Annotated in this window: 21 protein-coding genes and 1 pseudogene; 14 read left to right on the top strand and 8 right to left on the bottom strand. The window is 63.5% G+C overall.

Features of this window, described 5'->3' with window-relative positions; genetic code table 11:
• Window positions 1–32: 32 nt before the first annotated feature.
• On the bottom strand, window positions 33–497 hold the full coding sequence (locus X738_RS60320) for a DUF1801 domain-containing protein (RefSeq protein ID WP_031255178.1): 465 nt from the start codon (window positions 495–497) through the stop codon (window positions 33–35).
• A 173-nt stretch (window positions 498–670) separates the two neighbouring features.
• On the opposite strand from X738_RS60320, the gene X738_RS60315 reads away from it, so the two are divergent.
• The gene (locus X738_RS60315; RefSeq protein ID WP_023799759.1) at window positions 671–1,561 is read left to right on the top strand and encodes an arginase family protein; all 891 of its coding nucleotides are present in this window, start codon (window positions 671–673) and stop codon (window positions 1,559–1,561) included.
• A 13-nt stretch (window positions 1,562–1,574) separates the two neighbouring features.
• On the opposite strand, the gene X738_RS60310 is transcribed toward X738_RS60315, so the two are convergent.
• Window positions 1,575–2,078 carry a DUF1801 domain-containing protein gene (locus tag X738_RS60310; RefSeq protein ID WP_023799758.1) on the bottom strand — a complete coding sequence of 168 codons (504 nt, stop codon included), beginning with the start codon at window positions 2,076–2,078 and terminating at the stop codon, window positions 1,575–1,577.
• Between the two features lie 109 nt (window positions 2,079–2,187).
• Here X738_RS60310 and X738_RS60305 point away from each other — a divergent pair.
• A pseudogene (locus tag X738_RS60305) lies at window positions 2,188–2,744 on the top strand (GNAT family N-acetyltransferase).
• A gap of 10 nt (window positions 2,745–2,754) precedes the next feature.
• Here the strand turns inward: X738_RS60305 and X738_RS60300 are convergent.
• The 3 genes from X738_RS60300 to X738_RS60290 all read right to left on the bottom strand — a co-directional run bounded on the left by X738_RS60300 (window position 2,755) and on the right by X738_RS60290 (window position 6,149).
• Complete coding sequence (locus X738_RS60300) at window positions 2,755–3,936, bottom strand: MFS transporter (RefSeq protein ID WP_023799756.1); 1,182 nt, start codon at window positions 3,934–3,936, stop codon at window positions 2,755–2,757.
• Between the two features lie 126 nt (window positions 3,937–4,062).
• Window positions 4,063–4,275 carry a DUF2061 domain-containing protein gene (locus X738_RS60295; RefSeq protein ID WP_023799755.1) on the bottom strand — a complete coding sequence of 71 codons (213 nt, stop codon included), beginning with the start codon at window positions 4,273–4,275 and terminating at the stop codon, window positions 4,063–4,065.
• A gap of 209 nt (window positions 4,276–4,484) precedes the next feature.
• Window positions 4,485–6,149: a Na/Pi cotransporter family protein gene (locus tag X738_RS60290; protein ID WP_023799754.1), complete on the bottom strand. Its 1,665-nt coding sequence runs from the start codon at window positions 6,147–6,149 to the stop codon at window positions 4,485–4,487.
• Window positions 6,150–6,535: 386 nt separating this feature from the next.
• Between X738_RS60290 and X738_RS60280 the strand changes: the two genes are divergently transcribed.
• From X738_RS60280 to X738_RS60250, 7 genes are all read left to right on the top strand, one after another.
• Window positions 6,536–6,901 carry an RcnB family protein gene (locus X738_RS60280; RefSeq protein ID WP_023799752.1) on the top strand — a complete coding sequence of 122 codons (366 nt, stop codon included), beginning with the start codon at window positions 6,536–6,538 and terminating at the stop codon, window positions 6,899–6,901.
• Window positions 6,902–7,056: 155 nt separating this feature from the next.
• Window positions 7,057–9,033 carry a DNA primase gene (gene dnaG / locus X738_RS60275; RefSeq protein WP_031255173.1) on the top strand — a complete coding sequence of 659 codons (1,977 nt, stop codon included), beginning with the start codon at window positions 7,057–7,059 and terminating at the stop codon, window positions 9,031–9,033.
• A 384-nt stretch (window positions 9,034–9,417) separates the two neighbouring features.
• The gene (gene rpoD, locus X738_RS60270) at window positions 9,418–11,439 is read left to right on the top strand and encodes an RNA polymerase sigma factor RpoD (RefSeq protein WP_023799750.1); all 2,022 of its coding nucleotides are present in this window, start codon (window positions 9,418–9,420) and stop codon (window positions 11,437–11,439) included.
• An 850-nt stretch (window positions 11,440–12,289) separates the two neighbouring features.
• Entirely contained in the window at window positions 12,290–12,583 is a 294-nt protein-coding gene (locus tag X738_RS60265; protein WP_023799749.1) for a GYD domain-containing protein, read from the top strand.
• A 164-nt stretch (window positions 12,584–12,747) separates the two neighbouring features.
• Entirely contained in the window at window positions 12,748–13,128 is a 381-nt protein-coding gene (locus tag X738_RS60260) for a thiol-disulfide oxidoreductase DCC family protein (protein WP_023799748.1), read from the top strand.
• Between the two features lie 135 nt (window positions 13,129–13,263).
• Entirely contained in the window at window positions 13,264–13,935 is a 672-nt protein-coding gene (locus X738_RS60255) for a PadR family transcriptional regulator (RefSeq protein WP_023799747.1), read from the top strand.
• 106 nt (window positions 13,936–14,041) lie between these two features.
• Entirely contained in the window at window positions 14,042–14,332 is a 291-nt protein-coding gene (locus X738_RS60250; protein ID WP_023799746.1) for an HlyU family transcriptional regulator, read from the top strand.
• A gap of 93 nt (window positions 14,333–14,425) precedes the next feature.
• On the opposite strand, the gene X738_RS60245 is transcribed toward X738_RS60250, so the two are convergent.
• A complete protein-coding gene (locus tag X738_RS60245) occupies window positions 14,426–15,064 on the bottom strand; it encodes an FMN-dependent NADH-azoreductase (protein ID WP_023799745.1) in 639 nt (212 codons plus the stop codon).
• Between the two features lie 108 nt (window positions 15,065–15,172).
• On the opposite strand from X738_RS60245, the gene X738_RS60240 reads away from it, so the two are divergent.
• Window positions 15,173–16,120 carry a LysR family transcriptional regulator gene (locus X738_RS60240; protein ID WP_023799744.1) on the top strand — a complete coding sequence of 316 codons (948 nt, stop codon included), beginning with the start codon at window positions 15,173–15,175 and terminating at the stop codon, window positions 16,118–16,120.
• On the opposite strand, the gene X738_RS60235 is transcribed toward X738_RS60240, so the two are convergent.
• Window positions 16,062–16,679 (bottom strand): TetR/AcrR family transcriptional regulator, encoded by a 618-nt coding sequence (locus X738_RS60235; RefSeq protein WP_023799743.1) that lies wholly within the window; start codon window positions 16,677–16,679, stop codon window positions 16,062–16,064. The two genes, X738_RS60240 and X738_RS60235, sit on opposite strands and share 59 nt — an antisense overlap.
• A gap of 67 nt (window positions 16,680–16,746) precedes the next feature.
• Between X738_RS60235 and X738_RS60230 the strand changes: the two genes are divergently transcribed.
• Together X738_RS60230 and X738_RS60225 are read left to right on the top strand one after the other, a co-directional pair.
• Complete coding sequence (locus X738_RS60230) at window positions 16,747–17,169, top strand: VOC family protein (RefSeq protein ID WP_023799742.1); 423 nt, start codon at window positions 16,747–16,749, stop codon at window positions 17,167–17,169.
• A gap of 111 nt (window positions 17,170–17,280) precedes the next feature.
• On the top strand, window positions 17,281–18,192 hold the full coding sequence (locus X738_RS60225; RefSeq protein ID WP_023799741.1) for an arginase family protein: 912 nt from the start codon (window positions 17,281–17,283) through the stop codon (window positions 18,190–18,192).
• 3 nt (window positions 18,193–18,195) lie between these two features.
• Here the strand turns inward: X738_RS60225 and X738_RS60220 are convergent, their stop codons facing one another.
• Complete coding sequence (locus tag X738_RS60220) at window positions 18,196–19,143, bottom strand: S1C family serine protease (protein ID WP_023799740.1); 948 nt, start codon at window positions 19,141–19,143, stop codon at window positions 18,196–18,198.
• Between the two features lie 272 nt (window positions 19,144–19,415).
• Here X738_RS60220 and X738_RS60215 point away from each other — a divergent pair, with 272 nt between their 5' ends.
• Both X738_RS60215 and X738_RS60210 read left to right on the top strand, forming a co-directional pair.
• Window positions 19,416–20,288, top strand: coding sequence for a S1C family serine protease (locus X738_RS60215; RefSeq protein ID WP_023799738.1), 873 nt, complete (start codon window positions 19,416–19,418; stop codon window positions 20,286–20,288).
• 8 nt (window positions 20,289–20,296) lie between these two features.
• Window positions 20,297–20,947 (top strand): helix-turn-helix transcriptional regulator, encoded by a 651-nt coding sequence (locus X738_RS60210; RefSeq protein WP_023799737.1) that lies wholly within the window; start codon window positions 20,297–20,299, stop codon window positions 20,945–20,947.
• The last annotated feature ends 124 nt before the right edge of the window (window positions 20,948–21,071 follow it).

The raw sequence follows: 21,071 nt of genomic DNA, 5'->3' as shown, positions 1-21,071 counted from the left end.
AGGAGCCAGCCCTGGCCGCATATGATTGATTCTCAGGCGCTCTTCGGTTTCTGAGAGCGGGCGGGGCGGGCGGCAGCTCGCACCGACAGGTTCAGTGCCACGGCGGCGCGAATGAGCGCCTTCAACGCCTCTTCATCGATCTTGTCGCCCTCATGGATGTCGATGGCGCGCCTGGTGTTGCCTTCGAGGCTGGAGTTGAAGAGGCCAGATGGGTCCTCCAGCGTGGCGCCCCTGGCGAAAGTCATTTTCACGACATTCTTGTAGGTCTCACCGGTGCAGATAATTCCGGCGTGTTCCCACACCGGAACCCCTCTCCACTTCCACTCCTCGACCACTTCGGGATCGACCTGCTTGATGAGGGTTCGGATCCGAGCGAGCATCTCGCCCCGCCAATCGCTCAGCTCTTTGATTCTCGCATCTATCAATTGAGAGGGGGTGTCTCCTCCTGCTCCCTCCGTCGAGCCGCCCTTCTTCATGGCTGTTGTCGCTTTGGTCATGATTGGTCCCAGTGGCTTTGTGAACGTTCGACGTCCGGCGTCTGGCGTACGCATCCATGCGGCGAGCCGTTTTCCGTTCAGGCGCGAGCAACAAACTCTCGACGTCGAAGAGGAACCTTCGTCGCTCCAGACCCGTTTTGCAACCAGGATCATACGAAAAATGGAGCTTCGATTTGGCGGCGCGTTTGTTGAACATTTTCGGCGCCGCCACCAGCGCCGGCGCCTATTCGCCAGGGCAGGAACAAGCCCCCGCGGTGTTTCGGCGCCATGGGCTCGCACAGGCGCTCGCGAGCCGAGGCAGAACCATCAGGGATCATAGCGATGTTGCATCGTTCCGGTGGCGACCGGACTCTTCGCGGCCGCAGGCCATGAACCTGGAGGCCGTGCGCGGGGCCTGTGACTTGGTCGCAAGCCACGTGGCGACGGCGATTTCGGCGCAGGAAGACGTGCTTGTTTTGGGCGGCGATTGTACCGTGGAGTTGGGCACGGTCGCCGGGGCGAACACGGCCGGCGCGCGGATCGGACTCGTCTACATGGACTTTGACGCCGATCTCAACACACCTGACACGAGCGACGGCGCCTTGGACTGGACTGGTGTCGCCCATCTGCTCAACATCCCGGGATGCGAGCCTTCGCTCGCGGGGCTCGGCCCAACGCGTCCGATGCTCGTGCCTCAGCAACTTCTCTATTTCGGCGTCGAGAATATCACTCCGCCTGAAGCCGCCGCGATCAGAGATCACGCGATCAAGGTCATTTCGCGTGAGGAAGCTTTGATTGATATCGAGGCGGCGGCGGCGCGCGCGGCCGAATGGGCGGCGCGCTTTGACTGTGTGCTTATTCACTTCGATGCCGATGTGCTCTCCTTTATCGATTTCCCGATTGCTGAGAATGTGCGCCGTTGCGACGGTCTCAAACTGGAGCAAGCCGCCTTCGTGCTAAAGCAGTTGACTGCCCTGCAGCAATGGCGCGGCCTGACCGTCACAGAAGTTAATCCGGCCCATGCGCCAGACGAGCCCACCGCGTTCGCACGCCTGAATGAGGTGCTTGCAGACGCATTTGGCTAATTCGTGATGCATCTCACAGTCGCTCGCCTGGCAATTGGCTGGCTTGCTTCACCCAGGCGGCGAACTGGGCTTCGTCGAGCTGGTCCTCATAAATGTCGAGGTAGCGCACGTCCTTGTGCCTGGACTCGCCGGGAGGAACAGGACGCAGCGACGTGCCCCGGAAGAAGGTCACTTTGATGTAGCGGGTGAAGACATGAAACGACAGGAACCAGCCCTGCCCCTCGATGCCGTAAAACGGCGAGTTCCATTTGACGGCCTTGTGCACGCCGGGGACGGTGCGCGCGATGATTGCGTCGAGACGGCGCCCGACGTCGCTTTTCCAGCCCGGCATGGCCGCGATGTAGGCCTGCACGGGAGCGTCGCCTTCGGCCTTGGCGATCTGGGGGTTGCCGCCTGCGAGGAGTGCCGGCTTCGCTTCCTTGCCGGACTGCGGCTTCGGCGTCGCCTTGCGCGGTTTGGTTGCCGCGCCCCGCTCGGCGGCGGCCTTCGCCGACTTCTCGGACCTGTGGTCGGGCATTGTGTTCACTCCAAAGTAGGTGGACCCAATCGATGACATTTGATTTTAGAAAGCCGCCCCTGAAGATCAACTTCAGAATCCGAGGGCGGCAGCGGAGCGATCGTACGTCATGGTTGAACTCGTCAAACCGGCGCTTGAACATCTGCCGTCGTATAAGGCCGCCCTTGAGCGCGGCTGGTCGCCGGACAATGTGCGGCTGATGGAGGCGACGCGCGAGCAGCTTGCGGCCATCGAAAAGAATCCAACGGCCTTCCTCGCCGATCTCGACGACCCCGATGCCAAGGGTGGTCCGGTCACCTTGCCTGATGGGACGAACGTGCCGCGCCTGCCGGGATTCCGGCGCTGGATCTGGGACGGCGAAGTCGCCGGCTCGATCGGCCTTCGCTGGCAGCGCGGCACCGCCGAGCTGCCGCCACATGTGCTCGGCCACATCGGCTATGCCGTAGTGCCATGGAAGCGGCGGCGCGGCCATGCGACAGAGGCAGTGAGGCTGATGCTCGGCGAGGCGAGGGCGCTCGGCCTGCCCTTCGTCGAGATCACCGCCAAGCGGGTAATCTCGCCTCGCAGAAGGTGGTCCTGGCCAATGGCGGACGGCTCGTCGGGCGATTCTTCGAGGACGCTGCCTATGGCGGCGCCGAAAGCCTGCGCTATCGCATCGACCTGTAGCGCCTGCCGACTATTCGGCAGCGGCCGGCAGCGGCGGCATCGTGTTTCGGCGCCACTCCCAGATATGCGAGGCGAGCGCTACCGCCACGGCGACCAGCATGGCCATAGCGCCAACCACCGGCAGGCTGCGATAGCCATAACCGGCATTGAGCATGGCGGCGCCGAGCGAGGCGGCCAGCGCGATGCCGACATTGAAGCCGGCCGGGATAAGCGATGAGGCGAGATTGGAGGCGTCCGCCGTCCAGGTCAGGATACGGGTCTGGATCGGGGTGCCGATGGCAAAGCTGAGACCACCCCAGATAGTGATCGCAACGACCATCGGCACCGGGTACGGGCTGGCGGCGTAAATGACGGCAAGTGTCACCGCCTGCATGAAAAGCATGGTGATGAGCGACGGCATCAGTTTCCAGTCGGCGAGCCGCCCGCCAAGAAAGACGCCGATCGTCGCGCCGACACCGTTGAGTAGCAGCACCCAGGGCACCAGGCCCTCGCCGAGGCCGGTGACTTCAAGCAGCGTCGGCGTGATGTAGGTGAACAGGCCGAACTGGCCGATCATCAGCATCAGCATGAGGATTAGCGACGTCCAAACCTGCTGGCGTGCGAGCACGCGGACCTCGCTGCCGAAACTGACGGGCCGGCGCGACGATCCCGTCCGGCGCGGTAGGAGGGCGGCCATGGCGGCGATGGAAACCACACCAAGCGCGCACATCACCCAGAACGTCGCGCGCCACCCCCAAATATTGCCGATCGCCGTGCCGGCCGGCACGCCGATGACATTGGAGACCGTGAGGCCCGACAGGATGAGCGCCACGGCCATTCCACGCTGATCCTGGCGGACCAAGCCGACCGCAACCACCATCGCGACGCCGAAGTAGGCGCCGTGCGCGACGGCCACTGCAATCCGCAACAGCAACATGGAGGCGAAGTCGGGCGCAAGGGCGCAGGCGGCCTGGCCGATGGTGAAGGCTGCGGCAAGGCCAAGCAGCAACGCCTTGCGGGAAAGCGTCTTGGTGGCGAGCGTCAACAGCGGTCCGCCGATCGCGATGCCGCCGGCGTAGCCGGAGACGAGGTAGCCGGCGGTTGGGATGGAGACGCCAAGGCCGTCCGCCACCTGCGGCAGCACGCCGGCGATGACGAACTCGGTGGTGCCGAATGCGAACGCAGCGATGAACAGGGCGATGAGGGGAAGCATGGCGCGGGAAGGCGATCCTTGAACGAGATGGCTCAAATCACGGACGAGAGCGGCGGGCAATCCAGAAGTTCTCGACGCCGCTTTAGGTTTTCTTCATCGGTTCAGCCAAGCTCCGGCCGCACAAGGCTAGACGGTCGTCGTCTTCCTTCCGTAGGGGATTTTCAACCACGCCCGCTCGTGAAAATAGTAGAGCAGCGATTTGGTGATGACCTCGGTCACGCCGATGGCCGCAGCGAGCTTGATGCTGCCCGTCACGATGAGCGAAATGATTATCGTGTCGACCGTGCCGGTGACGCGCCAGGAAAGCGCCTTGGCGAAACTGCGCGAATGGGTATCCATAGACTTTCTCCCGGCGGATTTTAAGCGATCCTTAGAGCGCCTTGCGTTCTGGTGGAACCAAAACCGCGCTCCAGGTCTTTGCTTGACGCGTGTTGTCCGACGCCAAGCGAAGACGGTTGGCTGAAAAATGCTCTAGCCGACAGACGGAAGGGTTAGCAAAGACTAATTTTCGCGCGCCGGCTCCAGGCAATTCCCGCGCTGGGCCCAATTTATCCGGCCTTCAGCCGCGAGCCGGTGAGCAGGCCGCGTTCCTCGAGCACGGGGTAGGCTATCGAGGCAAGCAGCGAATTGATCTGCTTCAGGTCGCGGATAGTGTCGAGATGGATGGAACTGGTCTCGACGCTCTTGGCGGTGCCGTCGCGCAGCCGCACGAAATGGCTGGCGCTGGTCTCCTTCTCGCGGTCGCGCAGCCGATCCTTTTCCAGCACCAGCTGGCGGGCGGTCTCCGGATCGCGCGAGACCAGCACGTTGAAGGCAAGCCGCGCGTTGGCGAGCACCGAAGCGTGGAAGCCGCTAAGCTCGCGCCAACCCTCGGGCGTGAACTCCAGCCCGCGCTCAAGCTTTTTCCTGACATGCACCAGCATGTTGCGCACGATGATGTCGCCGACCTGTTCGAGCTTGACGCAGGCGCCGATCAACTCCTGGCAGCGCAGCGCCTCGTCCTCGCTCAGCGGGTTCCTGGTGACCTTGGCCAGATAGAGCTTTATCGACGCATGTTTCTTGTCGACGCGGTCGTCGAGCGCGGCCAGCGCCTTGATCTTGTCGGCGTCGGCGCTTTCATAGAGCTCGATGATGCGCTTCAGCATGATCTCGACCGTCTCGCAGACCCGCACCACCTCACGGGTGGCGTTGGCCAGCGCCTGGCTCGGCACATCAAGGGCGCTGTCGTTGAGCGCGGACAACTCGACGACGTCGAGCGCTTCTGCCGGCGCCGGTTTGGTGCCGAGCGCCACGATCTTTTCCGAAACGCGGTAGACAAGGCCGGCCAGCGGCAGGCCGGCAACCAGGATCAGGATGTTGAAGAGGATGTGGGCGTTGACGATCTGGTCGGGCACGGTGGCGCCGAGAAAGGCGACCGGCGGCTTCAACCACAGGAACAGGATCAGCATGGCCAGCGAGCCCATGCCGCGCATCAGGAGATTGCCGATCGGTACGACACGCACGCCCGGCTCCGCATTGCGGGTGAGCAGCGGCGCGATGATCGACGAACCCAGATTGACGCCGAGCACCAGCACGATGCCGAGTTCGGGCGGGATGAAGCCGCGGCCGGCGAGCGTCACCATCAAAAGGACCGCGGCGATCGAGGAATGGAACAGCCAGGTGACCAGCGCCGCCAGGAGATAGGCGGTGACCGGGTCGCCGGAGAAGTAATCGACGACGACCGGCATCAGCGTGCTCTGGCGCAGCGGCTCCGAGGCCTGGCCGATCATTTCCAGCGACAACACCAGCAGGCCGATGCCGACCAGGATGCGGCCGAACTGGCGCCAGTCGCGCCGCTCGGTGGCCATGAACATGACGGTGCCGGCGACAAGACAGACCGGCACCAGCAGCGACAGGTCGAAGGTGAGCAGCTTGACCACCAGCGCCGAGCCGATCTCGGCGCCGCGCACGGCAAGCTGGCCCGATATACCGCTGACGATGCCGGCGCCGGCGAAGGACCCGACCAGCAAGGTGACGGCAGTGGAGCTTTGCAGGGCGATCGCCAGGCCGCAGCCGGCCAGAACCGCCATGAAAGGATTGCGCATGGTGGCGCGCAGCTTGTGGCGCAGCACATCGCCATAGGCGCGCTCGACACCTGTCTTCACCAAGCGGGTGGCAAACAGCATCAGCGCCACCGCGCCGGCAAGATGCAGCAAAACGACCGAACCGCTCATGTCAGGCTCGCATTCCGACAGCCACCAGCAATATGGGAGCCGTGATGGCAAAGGCGCAAAAGAGGGGGCGAATCAAGGACATTGCAAAGGTCGATACTACTCCGATTACTTTTAGCCGGATAATAAATTTTGCCCAATTCGGCCGGCTGTTGCGCGACAGGGCGTGTCGGAAATGGATGGATCGCAAAATGGTTGCATCGCCGGCCGGCTTCTTGATGGTCGCGCGCTAAAGTGCCGACGACCGCTTCAGATCAGGTTTGAGCCGAGTGTTGAGTTAGATGTTATAAATACATGAAATCATTACAAAAACGTAATCCGCGTGTTCAGTTTCGGTTCATTCTTCGGGCTCTATTGCTTTGGCATCGACAACCAAGGAGTACCCCGTCATGAAACGCATCATTCTTTCCGCAGTCGCCGTATCGATGCTGGCTGCGACGTCCCTGCAGGGTCAGGCAGCGCCGCTGAACGCGCCGAATGCACCGCAGTCGACCTACAGCCAGGTCGACTGGAAGAAGCCGGACAGGCACGTCAAGACGCGCGTCGTGGTGAAGAAGAAAGTCGTCGTCAAGAGGAACCATTGGCGCAACGGCCAGAGATATTCGAGTTGGAGGCGCCACCAGCCGGTCCGCGACTATCGCCACTATGGCCTGCGTCGTCCGGGCCGTGGCCAGGAATGGATCCGCGTCGGCAACGACTATCTCTTGGTCAGCGTCGTCTCCGGCATCATCTTCGGCGCGATTGCCGCGCACTGACCGTCAAAAACGTCGACCGGCACAATGCCGGATAGGAAGGAAGGCGGCTTGCAACGGCCGCCTTCTTTTTGCCCTGTGAAAACCGGGTATGGTTCGCATTAGGAGTCGTCGGGTTTCGCCGGCGTGATTATATGGAGGCAAACGAGCCGTTCCCGATGCGCTTTCCACCTGCCTTCCTCGACGAGATACGCGACCGCGTGCCGATTTCCTCGGTGATCGGCCAGCGCGTGGCGTGGGACAGGAAGAAGACCAATGCGCCACGCGGCGATTATTGGGCGTGCTGTCCCTTCCATGGCGAGAAGAGCCCGTCCTTCCACTGCGAGGACAAGAAGGGACGCTATCATTGCTTCGGCTGCTCGGTTTCGGGCGACCACTTCAAATTCCTCACCGAACTTGACGGAATGAGCTTTCCCGAAGCGGTCGAGAAGATCGCCGTCATGGCCGGGGTGCCGATGCCGGTGCGCGATGCCCAGGAGGAACGGCGCGAAAAGGAACGCGCCAGCCTGACCGAAGTCATGGAAATGGCGACCGTCTTCTTCCAGGAGCGGCTGCAGGGGCCGGAAGGCGCAAAAGCCCGCGCCTATCTGCGCGACCGCGGGCTGACGCCGGCGACGCAGCAATCGTTCCGGCTCGGCTATGCACCCGATAGCCGCAATGCGCTGAAGGAGCATCTTGCCGCCAAGGGCGTGCCCAAGGCCGATATCGAGGCATGCGGGCTGGTGCGCCATGGCGACGACGTTCCGGTTTCCTACGATTGGTTCCGCGACCGCATCATGTTCCCGATCCCGGACTCCAGAGGCAAGATAATCGCCTTTGGCGGGCGGGCGCTGGCGGCCGATGCGCTCGCCAAATACATGAATTCGCCCGACACCGAGCTCTTCCACAAGGGCAACGTGCTCTATAATTTCGCCCGAGCGCGCCAAGCGCTGGGAAAGGGGGCGCTGGCCAAGGGCGGCACGGTGATTGCCGTCGAGGGCTATATGGACGTGATCGCGCTGGCGCAGGCCGGTTTCGAAAATGTCGTGGCGCCGCTCGGCACCGCGCTGACCGAAAACCAGCTTGAACTGCTGTGGCGTATGGCCGGCGAGCCGGTGCTGTGCTTCGATGGCGACCAGGCCGGACTGAAGGCGGCATGGCGCGCCGCCGACATGGCGCTGCCGGCGGTCCAGGCAGGCCGCTCGGTGCGTTTTGCGCTTCTGCCCGAAGGCAAGGATCCCGACGATCTGGTCAAGGCCGAAGGGCCGGACGCGTTTGGCGCCGTGCTTTCCGAGGCGCGGCCGCTGGCCGACCTTTTGTGGATGCGCGAAACGGCCGGCGGCATCTTCGACACGCCGGAACGACGGGCGGAACTGGAAAAAACGCTGCGCGAACTGACCAGCCGCATCCGCGACGAGAGCTTGCGCTATCACTACCAACAGGAAATGCGCGAGCGAGTGCTAAGCTTTTTCGGTGCCCAGCGCGGCGCGCGCCAAACCTATCAAGGGGGGCGCCAAGATGGGCGGTCCGGCGGGCGCTTTCAGGGCAAGGGCTCAGCTGCTGGCGGGCAGTTCGCACGCGGCGGCAATGCCGGTGGACGCACCGCGATCACCGAAAGCCTTGGCCGCTCGGCGCTGGTCAAGCGCGGCAGCGAGGGGATGTCGGTGCGCGAGGCGACGATCATCGCAGCTCTTGTCAATCATCCGGCGCTGATCGACGAGAATTTCGCGCATGTCGAGTTCCTCGACCTCGCCAACACCGATCTGAAGCGATTGCACGCGGCGATCCTCGATGCGATGGCGCATGACATGGCCAACGACCGCAACGCGGTGATCGCGACGATCGAACGTGCCGGCTGCGGCGAGATCTGGGCGCGCGTGGTGGCGCTGATCAAACGGGCGCGGCAATGGCCGGCGCTGGAAACAGCCGGACTTGACGATGCCCGCGACGCCTTCAGCCAGGCGCTCCACTTGCAGCGCAGCGCGCGCACATTACATAAGGAGCTGAAACAGGCAGAAGCGGCGCTCGCCAGCGATCCCACGGACGAAAATTACCGGCATCTCGTCGAGATCCAGGCGCAATTTCGTGATGTGCAGGCAACGGAGGCGCTGATCGAAGGGTTCGGCGTGTCTTCGGGCAGGGCCGGGCGGGTGTAGGTCGAAGCTTACGAAAGAGTGAAAGTGCAGACCGTGCTTGTGCGCCGAATCAGCCGCGGCGCTTTAAGTCGGGTAATTGATTCGCTTTTTTCATGCGAATCATGCGAGAGGCGCTTGACCTTCTGGCAGAATGACGGAATCAGGACGATTCGAAACGTTAACCCGCGCCGGCGTCGACGGAAATGCAGCGATGTGAGGTACCGGTCACTGGACAGGCAGTCAGCCTGCCACAGATACCAGGGTTAATCTGGACTTAACGAGAGATGCAGTTACTGGCCCGGGGAAACGCGTTCTAGCGCGAGCGCATCTGATAAACCGGTACGGCAGCTTACGCGGCTTGATACTTATGCGGCTAGATACCTGGCCGCTTGGAGAAAATAAAGAATGGCGACAAAAGAAAAGGAAGAGGTCGAGACCGAACGTGAAGGCGCCACCGATGGCCCTCTGCTCGACCTTTCCGACGATGCTGTCAAGAAGATGATCAAGGCCGCCAAGAAGCGCGGCTATGTCACCATGGACGAACTGAATTCGGTGCTGCCCTCGGAGGAAGTCACCTCCGAGCAGATCGAGGACACGATGGCCATGCTCTCCGACATGGGCATCAACGTGGTCGAGGACGACGAGCAGGGCGAGGAGCCCGAAGCCGCCGACGCGGCTGCCGACGCCGAGGAAGACGCCAACGAACTGGCCGAGCAGACCGGCACCGCCGTTGCTGCGACGACCACCAAGAAAGAGCCGACCGATCGCACCGACGATCCGGTTCGCATGTATCTGCGCGAGATGGGCTCGGTCGAGCTTCTGTCGCGCGAGGGCGAAATCGCGATTGCCAAGCGCATCGAGGCTGGCCGCGAGACGATGATCGCGGGCCTGTGCGAAAGCCCGCTGACCTTCCAGGCCATCATCATCTGGCGTGACGAGCTCAACGAATCGAAGATCCTCTTGCGTGAGATCATCGACCTCGAAGCGACCTATGCCGGACCGGAGGCCAAGCAGGCGCCGGTGGTCGAGCGGATCGAGGAAGCCAAGACCGACGACAAGCCGCGCCGTTCGCGCGAGGACGAGGACGACATCACCAATGTCGGCGGCGACACGCGCGGTCTGACTGATGACGACGAGGAAGACGAGGACGAAGCCAGCCTGTCGCTGGCGGCGATGGAAGCGGAGCTGCGCCCGCAGGTGATGGAGACGCTCGACGTCATCGCCGACACCTACAAGAAGTTGCGCAAGCTGCAGGACCAGCAGGTCGAGAACCGGCTCGCTGCCGCCGGCACGCTGTCGCCCAGCCAGGACCGCCGGCTGAAGGAGCTGAAGGACCAGCTGATCAAGGCGGTGAAGTCGCTATCCCTGAACACGGCGCGCATCGAGGCATTGGTCGAGCAACTCTACGACATCAACAAGCGCCTGGTGCAGAACGAAGGCAAGCTGTTGCGGCTGGCCGAAAGCTATGGCGTGCGCCGCGAGGAATTCCTGAAGGAGTATCAGGGCTCGGAACTCGATCCCAACTGGACGCGCTCGATCGGCAATCTGACCTCGCGCGGCTGGAAGGAATTCACCAAGAACGAGAAGGACGCGATCCGCGACCTGCGCGCCGAGATCCAGAACCTCGCCACCGAAACGGCGATCTCGATCCTGGAATTCCGCAGGATCGTCAACCAGGTGCAGAAGGGCGAGCGCGAAGCCGCGATCGCCAAGAAGGAAATGGTCGAGGCCAATCTGCGCCTCGTCATTTCCATCGCCAAGAAATACACCAATCGCGGCCTGCAGTTCCTCGATCTGATCCAGGAAGGCAATATCGGCCTGATGAAGGCGGTCGACAAGTTTGAATATCGCCGCGGCTACAAGTTCTCGACCTATGCTACGTGGTGGATCCGGCAAGCGATCACCCGCTCGATCGCCGACCAGGCGCGCACCATCCGCATTCCGGTGCATATGATCGAGACGATCAACAAGATCGTGCGCACCTCGCGCCAGATGCTGCACGAGATCGGCCGCGAGCCGACGCCGGAGGAACTGGCGGAAAAGCTCGCCATGCCGCTGGAAAAAGTGCGCAAGGTGCTGAAGATCGCCAAGGAACCGATCTCGCTCGAAACGCCGGTCGGCGACGAGGAGGATTCGCATCTCGGCGATTTCATCGAGGACAAGATGGCGATCCTGCCGATCGACGCGGCGATCCAGGCCAATCTGCGCGAGACGACGACGCGGGTGCTTGCTTCGCTCACCCCGCGTGAAGAGCGCGTGCTCAGAATGCGCTTCGGCATCGGCATGAACACCGACCACACGCTGGAGGAAGTCGGCCAGCAGTTCTCGGTCACCCGAGAGCGCATCCGCCAGATCGAAGCCAAGGCGCTGCGCAAGCTCAAGCACCCGAGCCGCTCGCGCAAGCTGCGGAGCTTCCTCGACAGCTGATGCCGGGCAACGAATAACAATTTAAAGGGCGCTGCGGCGCCCTTTTTGTTGTGCGCCAGGCATGGCGCGTGGTGCGCAAGCACCGTTTGGCCGGGGTGGTATCCGGTCGATGACTTGGAGGTGAAAGTCCTCTGCGGACCCTGGTGATGGGAACCGCTAGCCGAACAGCAAGGGCGTCGTCGCGAGGCGGGGTCTGAAGGAAGCTGCAAGCAAAGTGCCGGCCTGACGAACAGGAAGCGCATATGAGGCGTCCGCATCCGGGCGAGGGAGCAATGAAGTCCGAAGCCCGATATCACCCGGAGGGTGTGGCCGTAGATGCGACAGGTATTTGGCACGAAGGTCACGCGTCTTACCCTGGGAGGCCTGCCGGCCTGCCCCCGGAAACGGGTGTGCTACCGCCGCCGAGAGGCGCCGGGAAGGGTCGGCAGGAGTCAGCAGAGGCCGTAGTAGCCGGACCAACCGGTGAAGGGCTGAACGTGTCGATGGAGGTCGGACTTCATTTCCGAGCGCCTTGGGCAGATACCTCGCGAGAGGGCCTTAGTCGGAAGTAGCGGGCGGAACCCGCAAGATAAGGCTGGGCGCCAATAGGGCGGCGGGCATTGAGGACCTCAAGCCGAGCGCGACACGAACCGCCGTGTACGGGACCGTACGCACGGTGGTGTGGGAGGGGGGATGCCGCAAGGCTCCCTCCTACCCGATCAGGGATTGTCTCGCCGGACGGTGCGGTTGTTCTTGCAGCATACTGGCTGTGGGAGGATAATCGCGTGTCGGATGCTTTTTCTGGGCGACAAACCCCGATGCCCGCCCCGGCGGTGACGCCGCGCTCCGAGGCCTCCGGAGGGAGGTGTGCATGACAACCTATATCGTGCTGATCAACTGGACTGAGCAGGGCGCCAGAAATGTGCGCGAGTCGCCGAAGCGGCTCGATGCCGCCAAGAAGCTGCTGGGAGACATGGGCGGCTCGTTCAAGGCGTTTTATCTCACCATGGGCGAATGCGATATGGTGGCGGTCGTCGAAGCGCCCGACGATGCGGTGCTCGCTCGATTCTCGCTGATGCTGGCGACAGGCGGTAATGTGAGGACGCGGACGCTCAAGGCCTTCCCGGAATTGGCGTATCGCGAGATCATCGCCTCGCTCGGCTGAGGCGTGCGCGGCTATAGACCCGCGCAAGCTGCCGGTCAGGCGCCGCTTGACGGCGCCCGGCCAATCTCGAAGGTGGCTGGCCGAAGTGGCTTGCCCGAAATGTTGCGGGGCGAAGGTGTTTCCTGGATAGTCAGCGCAGCACTTCAACGCGCGTATCGAGACACATGCCCAAGCCTCTGCTGACCGTCTGGTACAATACCCGTTGTCCGGTTTGCGATGCCGGCATCATCAGGCAGAAGCGGCGGCTGGTCGAGGCGATCAAGGCCGGGCGGATCGCGTTTCGCGACATCAATGCCGAACCGGCGGCGCTGGCCGGATACGGCGTGTCGCTGGAGGACATCCGCCGCCGGCTGCACGCAACCGATGCGGACGGCAGGCTGCTGGTCGGCGCCGACGTCGCAATTGCCGTCTGGCTGAGAACGCCGGGCGAGGGCTGGCTGGCAGCGCTGTTCGGCAATCGCGCCGTGCTGCCGCTGACGCGCTATGCCTATGATCGCTTCGCCGATCTTCTCTATGCCTGGAACCGGCGCAAGGGCCGCTGGTAACCGATATTAGCCAAGCTCGGTGACGAACTCAATCTGGTGGCACCGTTCTCAGATACATCGTAAGATATATCTTGACTCAACGGCCTCATTCGCATAATTGAGATATATCGTAAGACATAACTCAAGGAGCAGACAATGCACGGACATCATCATTTCGGCGAGCATGCCGAGCGCGTTTTCGTGCATATGGCCGGCAAGTTCGGCGGTCGTGGCGGCGGCTTCGGCCCATTCGGCCACGGCATGAGGGGCGGCGGGCGCGGCGGGCCGGGCGACATGTTCCGCGCCGGGCGTATGCTGGCCGACGGCGATCTCAAGCTGATCACGCTGTCGCTGCTGGCCGAGGCGCCGCGCCACGGCTATGACATCATCAAGGCGCTGGAGGAACGCACCAGCGGCGTCTACAGCCCGAGCCCCGGCGTGGTCTATCCGACGCTGACCTTCCTGGAAGAGGCCGGCTATGCCGTCTCGTCGGCGGAAGGCAACAAGAAGGTGTTTTCGATTACCGAGGCAGGGCAGGCGCATCTCAATGACAATCGCGAGATGATCGACCATGTGCTCGATCATCTCGAGCGTTTCGGCCGCAAGATGGCAAAGGCGCGTGACTGGTTCGGCTGGAACGACGATGGCGAGGATAGCGGACGTCGCGGCCGCGGCGGTTCGGAAAAGCGCGACGAATTCCGCGCCGTGCGCCACCGGCTACGCGCAGCCCTCGGCGACATTGTCGACGCGCCCGCTGAAAAACAGGCCGAGGCGATCGCGATATTGAAAGGGGCGGCCGAAGCCCTCGAAGCGCTGTCGCGCGACTGACTTCCAGGCCGGATGCGGGCCTTGCCCGTTTGCCTAAGGACCGCTAGTGAAATCATCCTGCACCACGCTATGTGATACAGGATGATTGCCGTTGGAGGGCGCGCTCATGTCTTTTCTGAAACGTCTTTTCGGCGGCGGCGGCGACGCGGGCGAGCCAAAGAGTGCTGCACCGGCAAAGCAGATCGAGCACAAGGGATTTTTGATCAGCGCCACGCCGTACAAGGCGGAAGGCCAATACCAGACCTGCGGCGTGGTTTCCAAGGAGATCGACGGCGTGATGAAGGAGCACAAATTCATCCGCGCCGATCGTTTTGCCGGGCTCGACGACGCTGTCGACATCTCGATCAAAAAGGGCATTCAGCTGGTCGACGAACAGGGCGAGAAGATGTTCGGGTGAGACCCGATCGGTCTCCGGCGCATCTTGAAACGAACAAGGCAAGCGCCCTGTCAGGCGCCTGCCTTTGATTTCAAGTTGCCGACGGCTGGCGGCCTACGCCGCCGCAGCCTGTTTGCTTACGGTCGATGTCACCAAGGCATCCACCTTGGCTGATGCCTTGGCCAGAGCGGCAGTGACCGCATCCGGCCCCATGCCGACGCCTTCGATGCGGATGACTTCGACGTCGGTCATGCCGATGAAGCCAAGCACGCTGCGCAGGTAAGGGATGGCGTGGTCCATCTGCACGGCAGCGCCTTCCGAATAGATGCCGCCCGAGGCGAGGACGATGTAGACCTTCTTGCCGGTGACGAGGCCCTTCGGGCCATTCTCGCCATAAGAGAAAGTCTTGCCGGTGCGGGAGACGTGGTCGACCCAGGATTTCAGCGTCGACGAGATGCCGAAATTGATGAATCCGGTGGCGAGGATGATGGTGTCGGCCGCAAACAGTTCGTCGAGCACGCCGTCGGAAACGCCGACGACCTCGGCCTGGCGCTGGGTGCGGGCCTCGGCGGGCGTATAGATGCCGGTCGAATAGTCCGGATCGATGTGCGGCAGCGGGTTTGCCACGAGATCGCGTGCGACCAGCTTGGCCGAAGGATCGGCGGCGAGCAGCTTTTCCGCAAGTTCAGTGGCGATGCGGGTCGAATGCGAGGCATTGCCGCGCGGACTGGATGTGACGAGAAGGATGGACATGGCGGGTCTCCAGGGTTGGCTGAACTGTCCCGACCTATATGGGCGAGCTGACCCATTTGAAAAACCGGTATATTTTATGTATGTTCCATCCAAATAGTGGATAGAACGATGCAGCCAAACCCGACGCTCGATCAGCTTCAGATCCTTGTCACCGTCGCCGACACCGGCAGCTTCTCCGCCGCCGGCCGCAAGCTCAACCGAGCGCAGTCGGTCATCAGCTACGCCATCGCCAATCTCGAGGCGCAGCTTGGGCTGAAACTGTTCGAGCGCGAGGGCACGCGCGAGCCGCATCTGACCGATGTCGGCCGGGCGACGCTGGAAGATGCGCGGCGCATGGTCGGCGTATTGCAGCGCATCCGCTCTCGCATCGACAGCCACAAGCAGGGCCTGGAGGCTGAAGTCGCGCTGTCAGTCGATGCGACGCTGCCTTCCACCGTGCTGGTGCGCGTGTTGAAGGCGTTCGAGGCGCAATTTCCAACCGTGATGCTGCGCCTGCATATCGGCACGCTCGGGCTGATCCCCGATCATGTCGTCAATGGACATGCCGATCTCGGTATTGGCGGCCTGCTGGGCGAGGTCGACGCGCATCTTGTGCGCATTGGCTTCATGTCGATGGTGCCGGCGGCCGCGCCAAGCCATCCGCTGGCGCTGCTTCCCAAGCCGGTGCCGCTGGAGGAGGTGCGCGAACACATCCAACTTGTCGTCAGCGACCAGTCCGAGCGCACCAAAGGGCGCGACTACGGCGTCTATGCCTACCGCACCTGGCGACTTACGGATATGCGAACCAAGCATGCGCTGATGCGCGAAGGGTTGGGCTGGGGCGGACTGCCGCGATGGTTGATTGCTGACGATGTGGCCAACGGCCGGCTGGTGGAACTCGATCTGGAGCCGTATCGCGAAGTCCGCGCGCCGCTTTATGCCATGCACCGCGCCGACCGCAGCCCGAAGCCGGCTGCGGCCTGGCTGATCGACCAGTTCAAGCGCCAGCTTGGCTGTTTCAACGAGTTCGAGCCGAACCAGGGGCCTGGGGCGACAGACCATCAATCAGCGCCATGAGAACGGCACGGTAGTCCTCGGTCGAAGCGCCTGCTTCGATGGCGAGCGCCGCGCGGTCGAAGGCGGCGGCAAGCAGCGCGGTCAGCGCTTCCACCGGCAATCTCATCATGGACTGCGAGCGCATCGCGGCAACCAGGCCTTCGCGCAACGAGCGGTTGCCGTGGCGGTTGTCGATCTCGTCCATGGCGGCGCGGCCGAGCACGGCCGGCCCGTCGAGCAGCAGCAGCCGGGTGCGGCCGGGTGCGCGCATGGCGGCAAGATAGGCATCCGAGCCGGCGATCAGTGCGTCGCGGGCAAACAGCGAGGGCGGCGAGGCGCGCTCGATCTCTTCCGCCACAGCCGCCGCCTCCTGCTCGACCACTGCGGCGAACAGCGCCTGCTTGTCGGCAAAGTGATGATAGAGCGCGCCGCGGGTGACGCCGGCCGCAGCCACGATCTCGGGCGTGCCGGTCTCCGCATAGGACTTCTCGGTGAACAGTTTTCGCGCCGCAGCGATCAGGTCGGCCCGCGTCGCTTCGGTGCGATCGCGGTTGGAGCGGCGCGCGGATTCCTGTTGCATACATGCAGCCTGTATGTTAATACGCATTTACATGCAGACTGTATGTTATTTGACGGGAGAAGGAAAGATGAAGACGACAAGCTATTACCCGGTGCTGATGACCGGCGACGTTGCCGGCACGAAGGCCTTCTATGTCGCGCACTTCGGCTTCAAGCCGCTGTTCGAGAGCGACTGGTACGTGCATCTGCAATCAACCGAGGATCGCCGCGTCAATCTCGGCATCGTCCAGGGCGATCATGAAACCATTCCTGAGGAAGGGCGCGGCCGGACCTCCGGCCTGCTGATCAATTTCGAAGTCAAGAACCCGGATGCTATCTATGAGCGGGTCATCGCCGCCGGCCTGCCGATCCTGCGAACGCTCCGCGACGAAGCCTTCGGCCAGCGTCATTTCATCACCAAAGACCCCAATGGCGTGCTGATCGACGTGATCAAGCCGATCCCGCCGAGCGCCGAGTTTCTGGAGCAGTTTGTCGAAGGCGCGGCGGGCTGAGCGAGACAGGGGCTGGCAGGAATTGTCTGTAGATATCAGCTGAAGCCTTCAGCCGCGTGGCCGGTCATGTCTTTGCGGTCTATGCTGAGCTCATCAGCCTGGGCCCATTCCATGCGTGAAATCTGCCTTGTCCGCGCACCCTCCAACCTTGGCCTGCGTCCGCTGAGGCCAGGTCATATTCCGGGCACGTGGCGTGCGCCGCAGGCGTTGACCGAAGCCGGCCTGATCGAGACGCTTTCGCCCCTCAAAGTGGTTGATCTTGATCGGCCCGCCTATAACACGGAGCCGCAGCCGGGCACCCGGCTGCGCAACGGCAATGCGATACGCAGCTTCAATCTCGGACTCGCCGAAGTGGTTGCCGGCGCGCTGAGACGAGGCGAGTTCCCGCTGGTCGTCGGCGGCGACTGCGCGGTCCTGCTTGGCGCGCTGGCTGGTGCACGGCGATCCGGTCCGCTGGCACTGGTCCATGTCGATGGCCATAGCGATTTCCGCCATCCGGGCAACTACGACGTCGATGCTTCGCTCGGCTCGGCCGCCGGCATGGACCTTGCGCTCGCCACCGGACGTGGTGAGCCGTTGCTGACCGACTGGCCTGAGATCGCGAGCCCACTTGTTGCGGACGAACAGGTGGTTCAGATCGGCGAACGCGAGAACCGCAACCCCGACTTCGCCTGGCCCGACATCACTTCGACCGCGATGACGCTGATCGATGTCTTTGCCGCGCGGGAGCTCGGCGCGGCAGAGGTCCTGGAAAAGACCTTGACCACGCTGGCGCGAACCGGCTGGCCCTATTGGGTGCATTTCGATGTCGATGCGCTCGATCAGACGGTGATGCCTGCGGTGGATTCACCAGGCAGCCCCGGTATCGATCCCGACGATCTCATCGCCGTCCTCGCGGCGCTGGTGGCGGATCCGCGCTGTATCGGAATGGACATGACGATTTTCGATCCGGACCTCGATCCGACCGGCGAGTTGGCAGTGCTGTTGGTTTCGCTGCTTGGCCAACTGTTTGCGCCGCGATAGTTATTACGTCCGCGCCACCGGCATCAGCGGGACCTGAGAAATGCCGGAGCGGCGCACCACTGTGCACAGCGTTTCGCGGCCGATGCGCTCGGCGTCGAGCATGCGCACCAGATCGTCGACGCCGGTGACCGGGCGGCCGTCGATGGCGGCGATGATGTCGCCCTCTTTCAGGCCGGCTCTGGCGGCCGGGCTGTTCGCCTCGACACTGCGCAGGCGCACCGCCGTGCTGCTCGACACTTGCGACAAAAGGGCGGCGCGACGCGGCAGGGTTGTCGTGTCGGCCGAGACACCGATGAAGGCGCGGCGGACGCGGCCGAAGCGGATGATCTCCGAAATGACGAAATTGGCGGTGTTGGAGGCAACCGCGAAGGCAATGCCTTGCGCGCCATGGATCATGGCTGTGTTGACGCCGATAACCTCGCCCGCCGACGACACCAGTGGTCCGCCGGAATTGCCGGGGTTGAGCGCTGCGTCGGTCTGGATGACATCGTCGATCAGCCGGCCGGTGGAAGCACGCATCGAGCGGCCGAGCGCCGAGACGACACCTGATGTGACGGTCCATTCGAAGCCGAGCGGGTTGCCGATGGCAATGGCGATCTGGCCGCGCCGCAGGCGCTTGGAATCGCCGAGTGGCGCGATATCGCCAAAGCTGCCGTCGGCACGCACCAGCGCGATGTCGGTGTCGGGGTCGCGGCCGAGAACGCGGCCTTCTCTGGACACGCCGTCCGGCATGGTGACGCGGACGCTGCGGGCATCGCCGACGACGTGGAAATTGGTGACGACCAGCCCATCCGGCGTGATGACGAAGCCGGAGCCTCGGCCGCCGGCGCCACCGATGCGCTCGATGCGGCAGACGGCGGGACCGATGCGGTCCACGGCATCGGCGACCGTTGCCGAATAATCGTCGAGCAGCGCATCGTCGAACTGCAATTGCTGGGCGGGGAGGGACATGGCAGGGCTCCGTGTCTTTAGAGCAAGATGAAGGATGCCTATATGTGCGGAACGGCCGGATCGGCCGCGACCTGACCAGATGGCCAGTCCAACGCCCAACTAGCCGTCAGGCGAGTACCCGCCAACGCGCTGCCGAGCGATATCTGGGGTAGAGCGATGAGCGTCCATTGGACGCTCAAAGTGCGCTCTAAGACTTTGAGTTCTCGCATCGTGCTTTCCGACAAATCGATGCCGATTTTCGGGCCGATGCGAAAAAGACCCAGGAGACCGACATGAGCGACTTCAATCTGAGCGCATTTTCCGACGCCATAGCCGATATCGCCGCCGCAGCGGCGCCGGCGACGGCGAGTTTCGCCACGCATCAGCATCGCACCGCGACCGCCTTCCATTGGCGCGACGGCTATTTTGTCGCTGCCGAGGAGGCGGTTGAGGCCGGCGAGGAGATCGAGCTGACGCTTTCTTCGGGCGACAAGGTGAAGGCTGAGCTGGTCGGCCGCGATCCATCCACCGGGACCGCCCTTCTGAAGCCGACCGGCGCACCGGACGTGCCGCCGCTGGCCGAGGCAGGCACGGCGCGGCCGGGCCATCTGGCCATTGCCGTCGGCAATAGCGACGGTGCGTCGCTCGCTGCATTCGGAACGGTTGGTGAGGTCGGTCCGGCCTGGCGCTCTATGCGCGGCGGCACGATCGACCGGAGCATCAATCTGGCCGTCAATGCCGGTGGCCGTTTCGAGGGCGGCCCGGTGCTCGACGCCAAGGGCGCACTGATCGGCATGCTGCTGTTCGGGCCGCGCCGGCGGGCGCTGGTTATGCCTTACGAGACGATCGAACGGGCGGTGGCGACGCTGCGCGAGAAGGGCCATGTCGCGCGCGGCTATCTCGGCGCCGGCCTGCACCCGATCCGCAACGGCGACACGCATGGCGCGATGGTGATGAGCCTCGACGACAATGGCCCGGCGAAGGCGGCCGGCCTGCATCTTGGCGACATCATCGCGTCGTGGAACGGCGAGGCCGTGCACGGCCCGCGCGAGCTGATCCGCAGGCTCGGGCCGGACAGCGCCGGCGCGTCGGTGACGCTCGGCGTGGTGCGCGGCGGCGAACGGCGCGACGTCGTGCTGACCATCGGCGAAAAGCCGCTAAACTGAGAAGATCGATGGCAAGTCACAGGATCACGGGGCGGCGGCTGACGGTGCTGATCGCGCTCGATGACGTCGTGCGCGCCGAGCACCTGTCCACCGCTCTTGCCGCGACCGGCGATCTGCTGCCGATTGTGGCCGGTAGCAGCAATAGCGCCGACAGAGCGGATGTCGCGATCGTCGATGGCGTTTACCTGGAAAGAGGCGGCGTGGAAGGCGGGCCCAGCGATCCCGCGATACCTCGGGTGCTCCTGTCGCAACGAGCGAGCCGGCAGCGGCCGGCCGATACCGTGTTTGCCGTGCTGCCGCCGGCAGTGGACGATCTGCTGATCGCTGCCGCCGCGCGACTGGCGGCGGCTGGCTATCGGATCTCGGGCGAGGGCCGCCCCTTGTCCGATCGACATGACGATTTCGCCTTCCATGACGACGATCTCTCCGACGAGGAGCCGGTCGGCGACAGCGCCGGCCGGCCGGTGCTGTCGCCGCGCGAGAGCGAAGTGCTGGCGCTTTTGGCCGAGGGCGCGCCCAACAAGGTGATCGCGCGGCGCCTGAACATTTCCGTGCATACGGCGAAGTTTCACGTCGCGGCGATCCTGATCAAGCTAGGTGCGGCCAACCGCACCGACGCCATCGCCATCGCCATGCGGCAAGGCCTGGTGCTGGTTTAGTGAATGACGGCAGGATGTAGGGCGGGTCTTGTCTAAGTTTGCGCTGCCCCTCATCCGCCTGCCGGTGTCCAGTTGATAGATGGGTAACACTTTGAACCGGATACATGGGTTACAGTTTTCCCCC

The organism is Mesorhizobium sp. L48C026A00 (assembly GCF_000502375.1).
Taxonomy (GTDB): Bacteria; Pseudomonadota; Alphaproteobacteria; order Rhizobiales; family Rhizobiaceae; genus Mesorhizobium; species Mesorhizobium muleiense.
This window is presented reverse-complemented; position numbering and strand designations above follow the sequence as displayed.

Bases quoted from the DNA above. Each gene is read 5' to 3' on its own strand.
- X738_RS60240 (WP_023799744.1), top strand. From the start codon at position 15,173: ATGCAGCCAAACCCGACGCTCGATCAGCTTCAGATCCTTGTCACCGTC.
- X738_RS60255 (WP_023799747.1), top strand. From the start codon at position 13,264: ATGCACGGACATCATCATTTCGGCGAGCATGCCGAGCGCGTTTTCGTG.
- X738_RS60235 (WP_023799743.1), bottom strand. From the start codon at position 16,679: ATGCAACAGGAATCCGCGCGCCGCTCCAACCGCGATCGCACCGAAGCG.
- X738_RS60225 (WP_023799741.1), top strand. From the start codon at position 17,281: ATGCGTGAAATCTGCCTTGTCCGCGCACCCTCCAACCTTGGCCTGCGT.
- rpoD (WP_023799750.1), top strand. From the start codon at position 9,418: ATGGCGACAAAAGAAAAGGAAGAGGTCGAGACCGAACGTGAAGGCGCC.
- X738_RS60250 (WP_023799746.1), top strand. From the start codon at position 14,042: ATGTCTTTTCTGAAACGTCTTTTCGGCGGCGGCGGCGACGCGGGCGAG.
- X738_RS60300 (WP_023799756.1), bottom strand. From the start codon at position 3,936: ATGCTTCCCCTCATCGCCCTGTTCATCGCTGCGTTCGCATTCGGCACC.
- X738_RS60280 (WP_023799752.1), top strand. From the start codon at position 6,536: ATGAAACGCATCATTCTTTCCGCAGTCGCCGTATCGATGCTGGCTGCG.
- X738_RS60230 (WP_023799742.1), top strand. From the start codon at position 16,747: ATGAAGACGACAAGCTATTACCCGGTGCTGATGACCGGCGACGTTGCC.
- X738_RS60310 (WP_023799758.1), bottom strand. From the start codon at position 2,078: ATGCCCGACCACAGGTCCGAGAAGTCGGCGAAGGCCGCCGCCGAGCGG.
- X738_RS60215 (WP_023799738.1), top strand. From the start codon at position 19,416: ATGAGCGACTTCAATCTGAGCGCATTTTCCGACGCCATAGCCGATATC.
- X738_RS60220 (WP_023799740.1), bottom strand. From the start codon at position 19,143: ATGTCCCTCCCCGCCCAGCAATTGCAGTTCGACGATGCGCTGCTCGAC.
- X738_RS60265 (WP_023799749.1), top strand. From the start codon at position 12,290: ATGACAACCTATATCGTGCTGATCAACTGGACTGAGCAGGGCGCCAGA.
- X738_RS60245 (WP_023799745.1), bottom strand. From the start codon at position 15,064: ATGTCCATCCTTCTCGTCACATCCAGTCCGCGCGGCAATGCCTCGCAT.
- X738_RS60290 (WP_023799754.1), bottom strand. From the start codon at position 6,149: ATGAGCGGTTCGGTCGTTTTGCTGCATCTTGCCGGCGCGGTGGCGCTG.
- X738_RS60295 (WP_023799755.1), bottom strand. From the start codon at position 4,275: ATGGATACCCATTCGCGCAGTTTCGCCAAGGCGCTTTCCTGGCGCGTC.
- X738_RS60320 (WP_031255178.1), bottom strand. From the start codon at position 497: ATGACCAAAGCGACAACAGCCATGAAGAAGGGCGGCTCGACGGAGGGA.
- X738_RS60260 (WP_023799748.1), top strand. From the start codon at position 12,748: ATGCCCAAGCCTCTGCTGACCGTCTGGTACAATACCCGTTGTCCGGTT.
- X738_RS60210 (WP_023799737.1), top strand. From the start codon at position 20,297: ATGGCAAGTCACAGGATCACGGGGCGGCGGCTGACGGTGCTGATCGCG.
- dnaG (WP_031255173.1), top strand. From the start codon at position 7,057: ATGCGCTTTCCACCTGCCTTCCTCGACGAGATACGCGACCGCGTGCCG.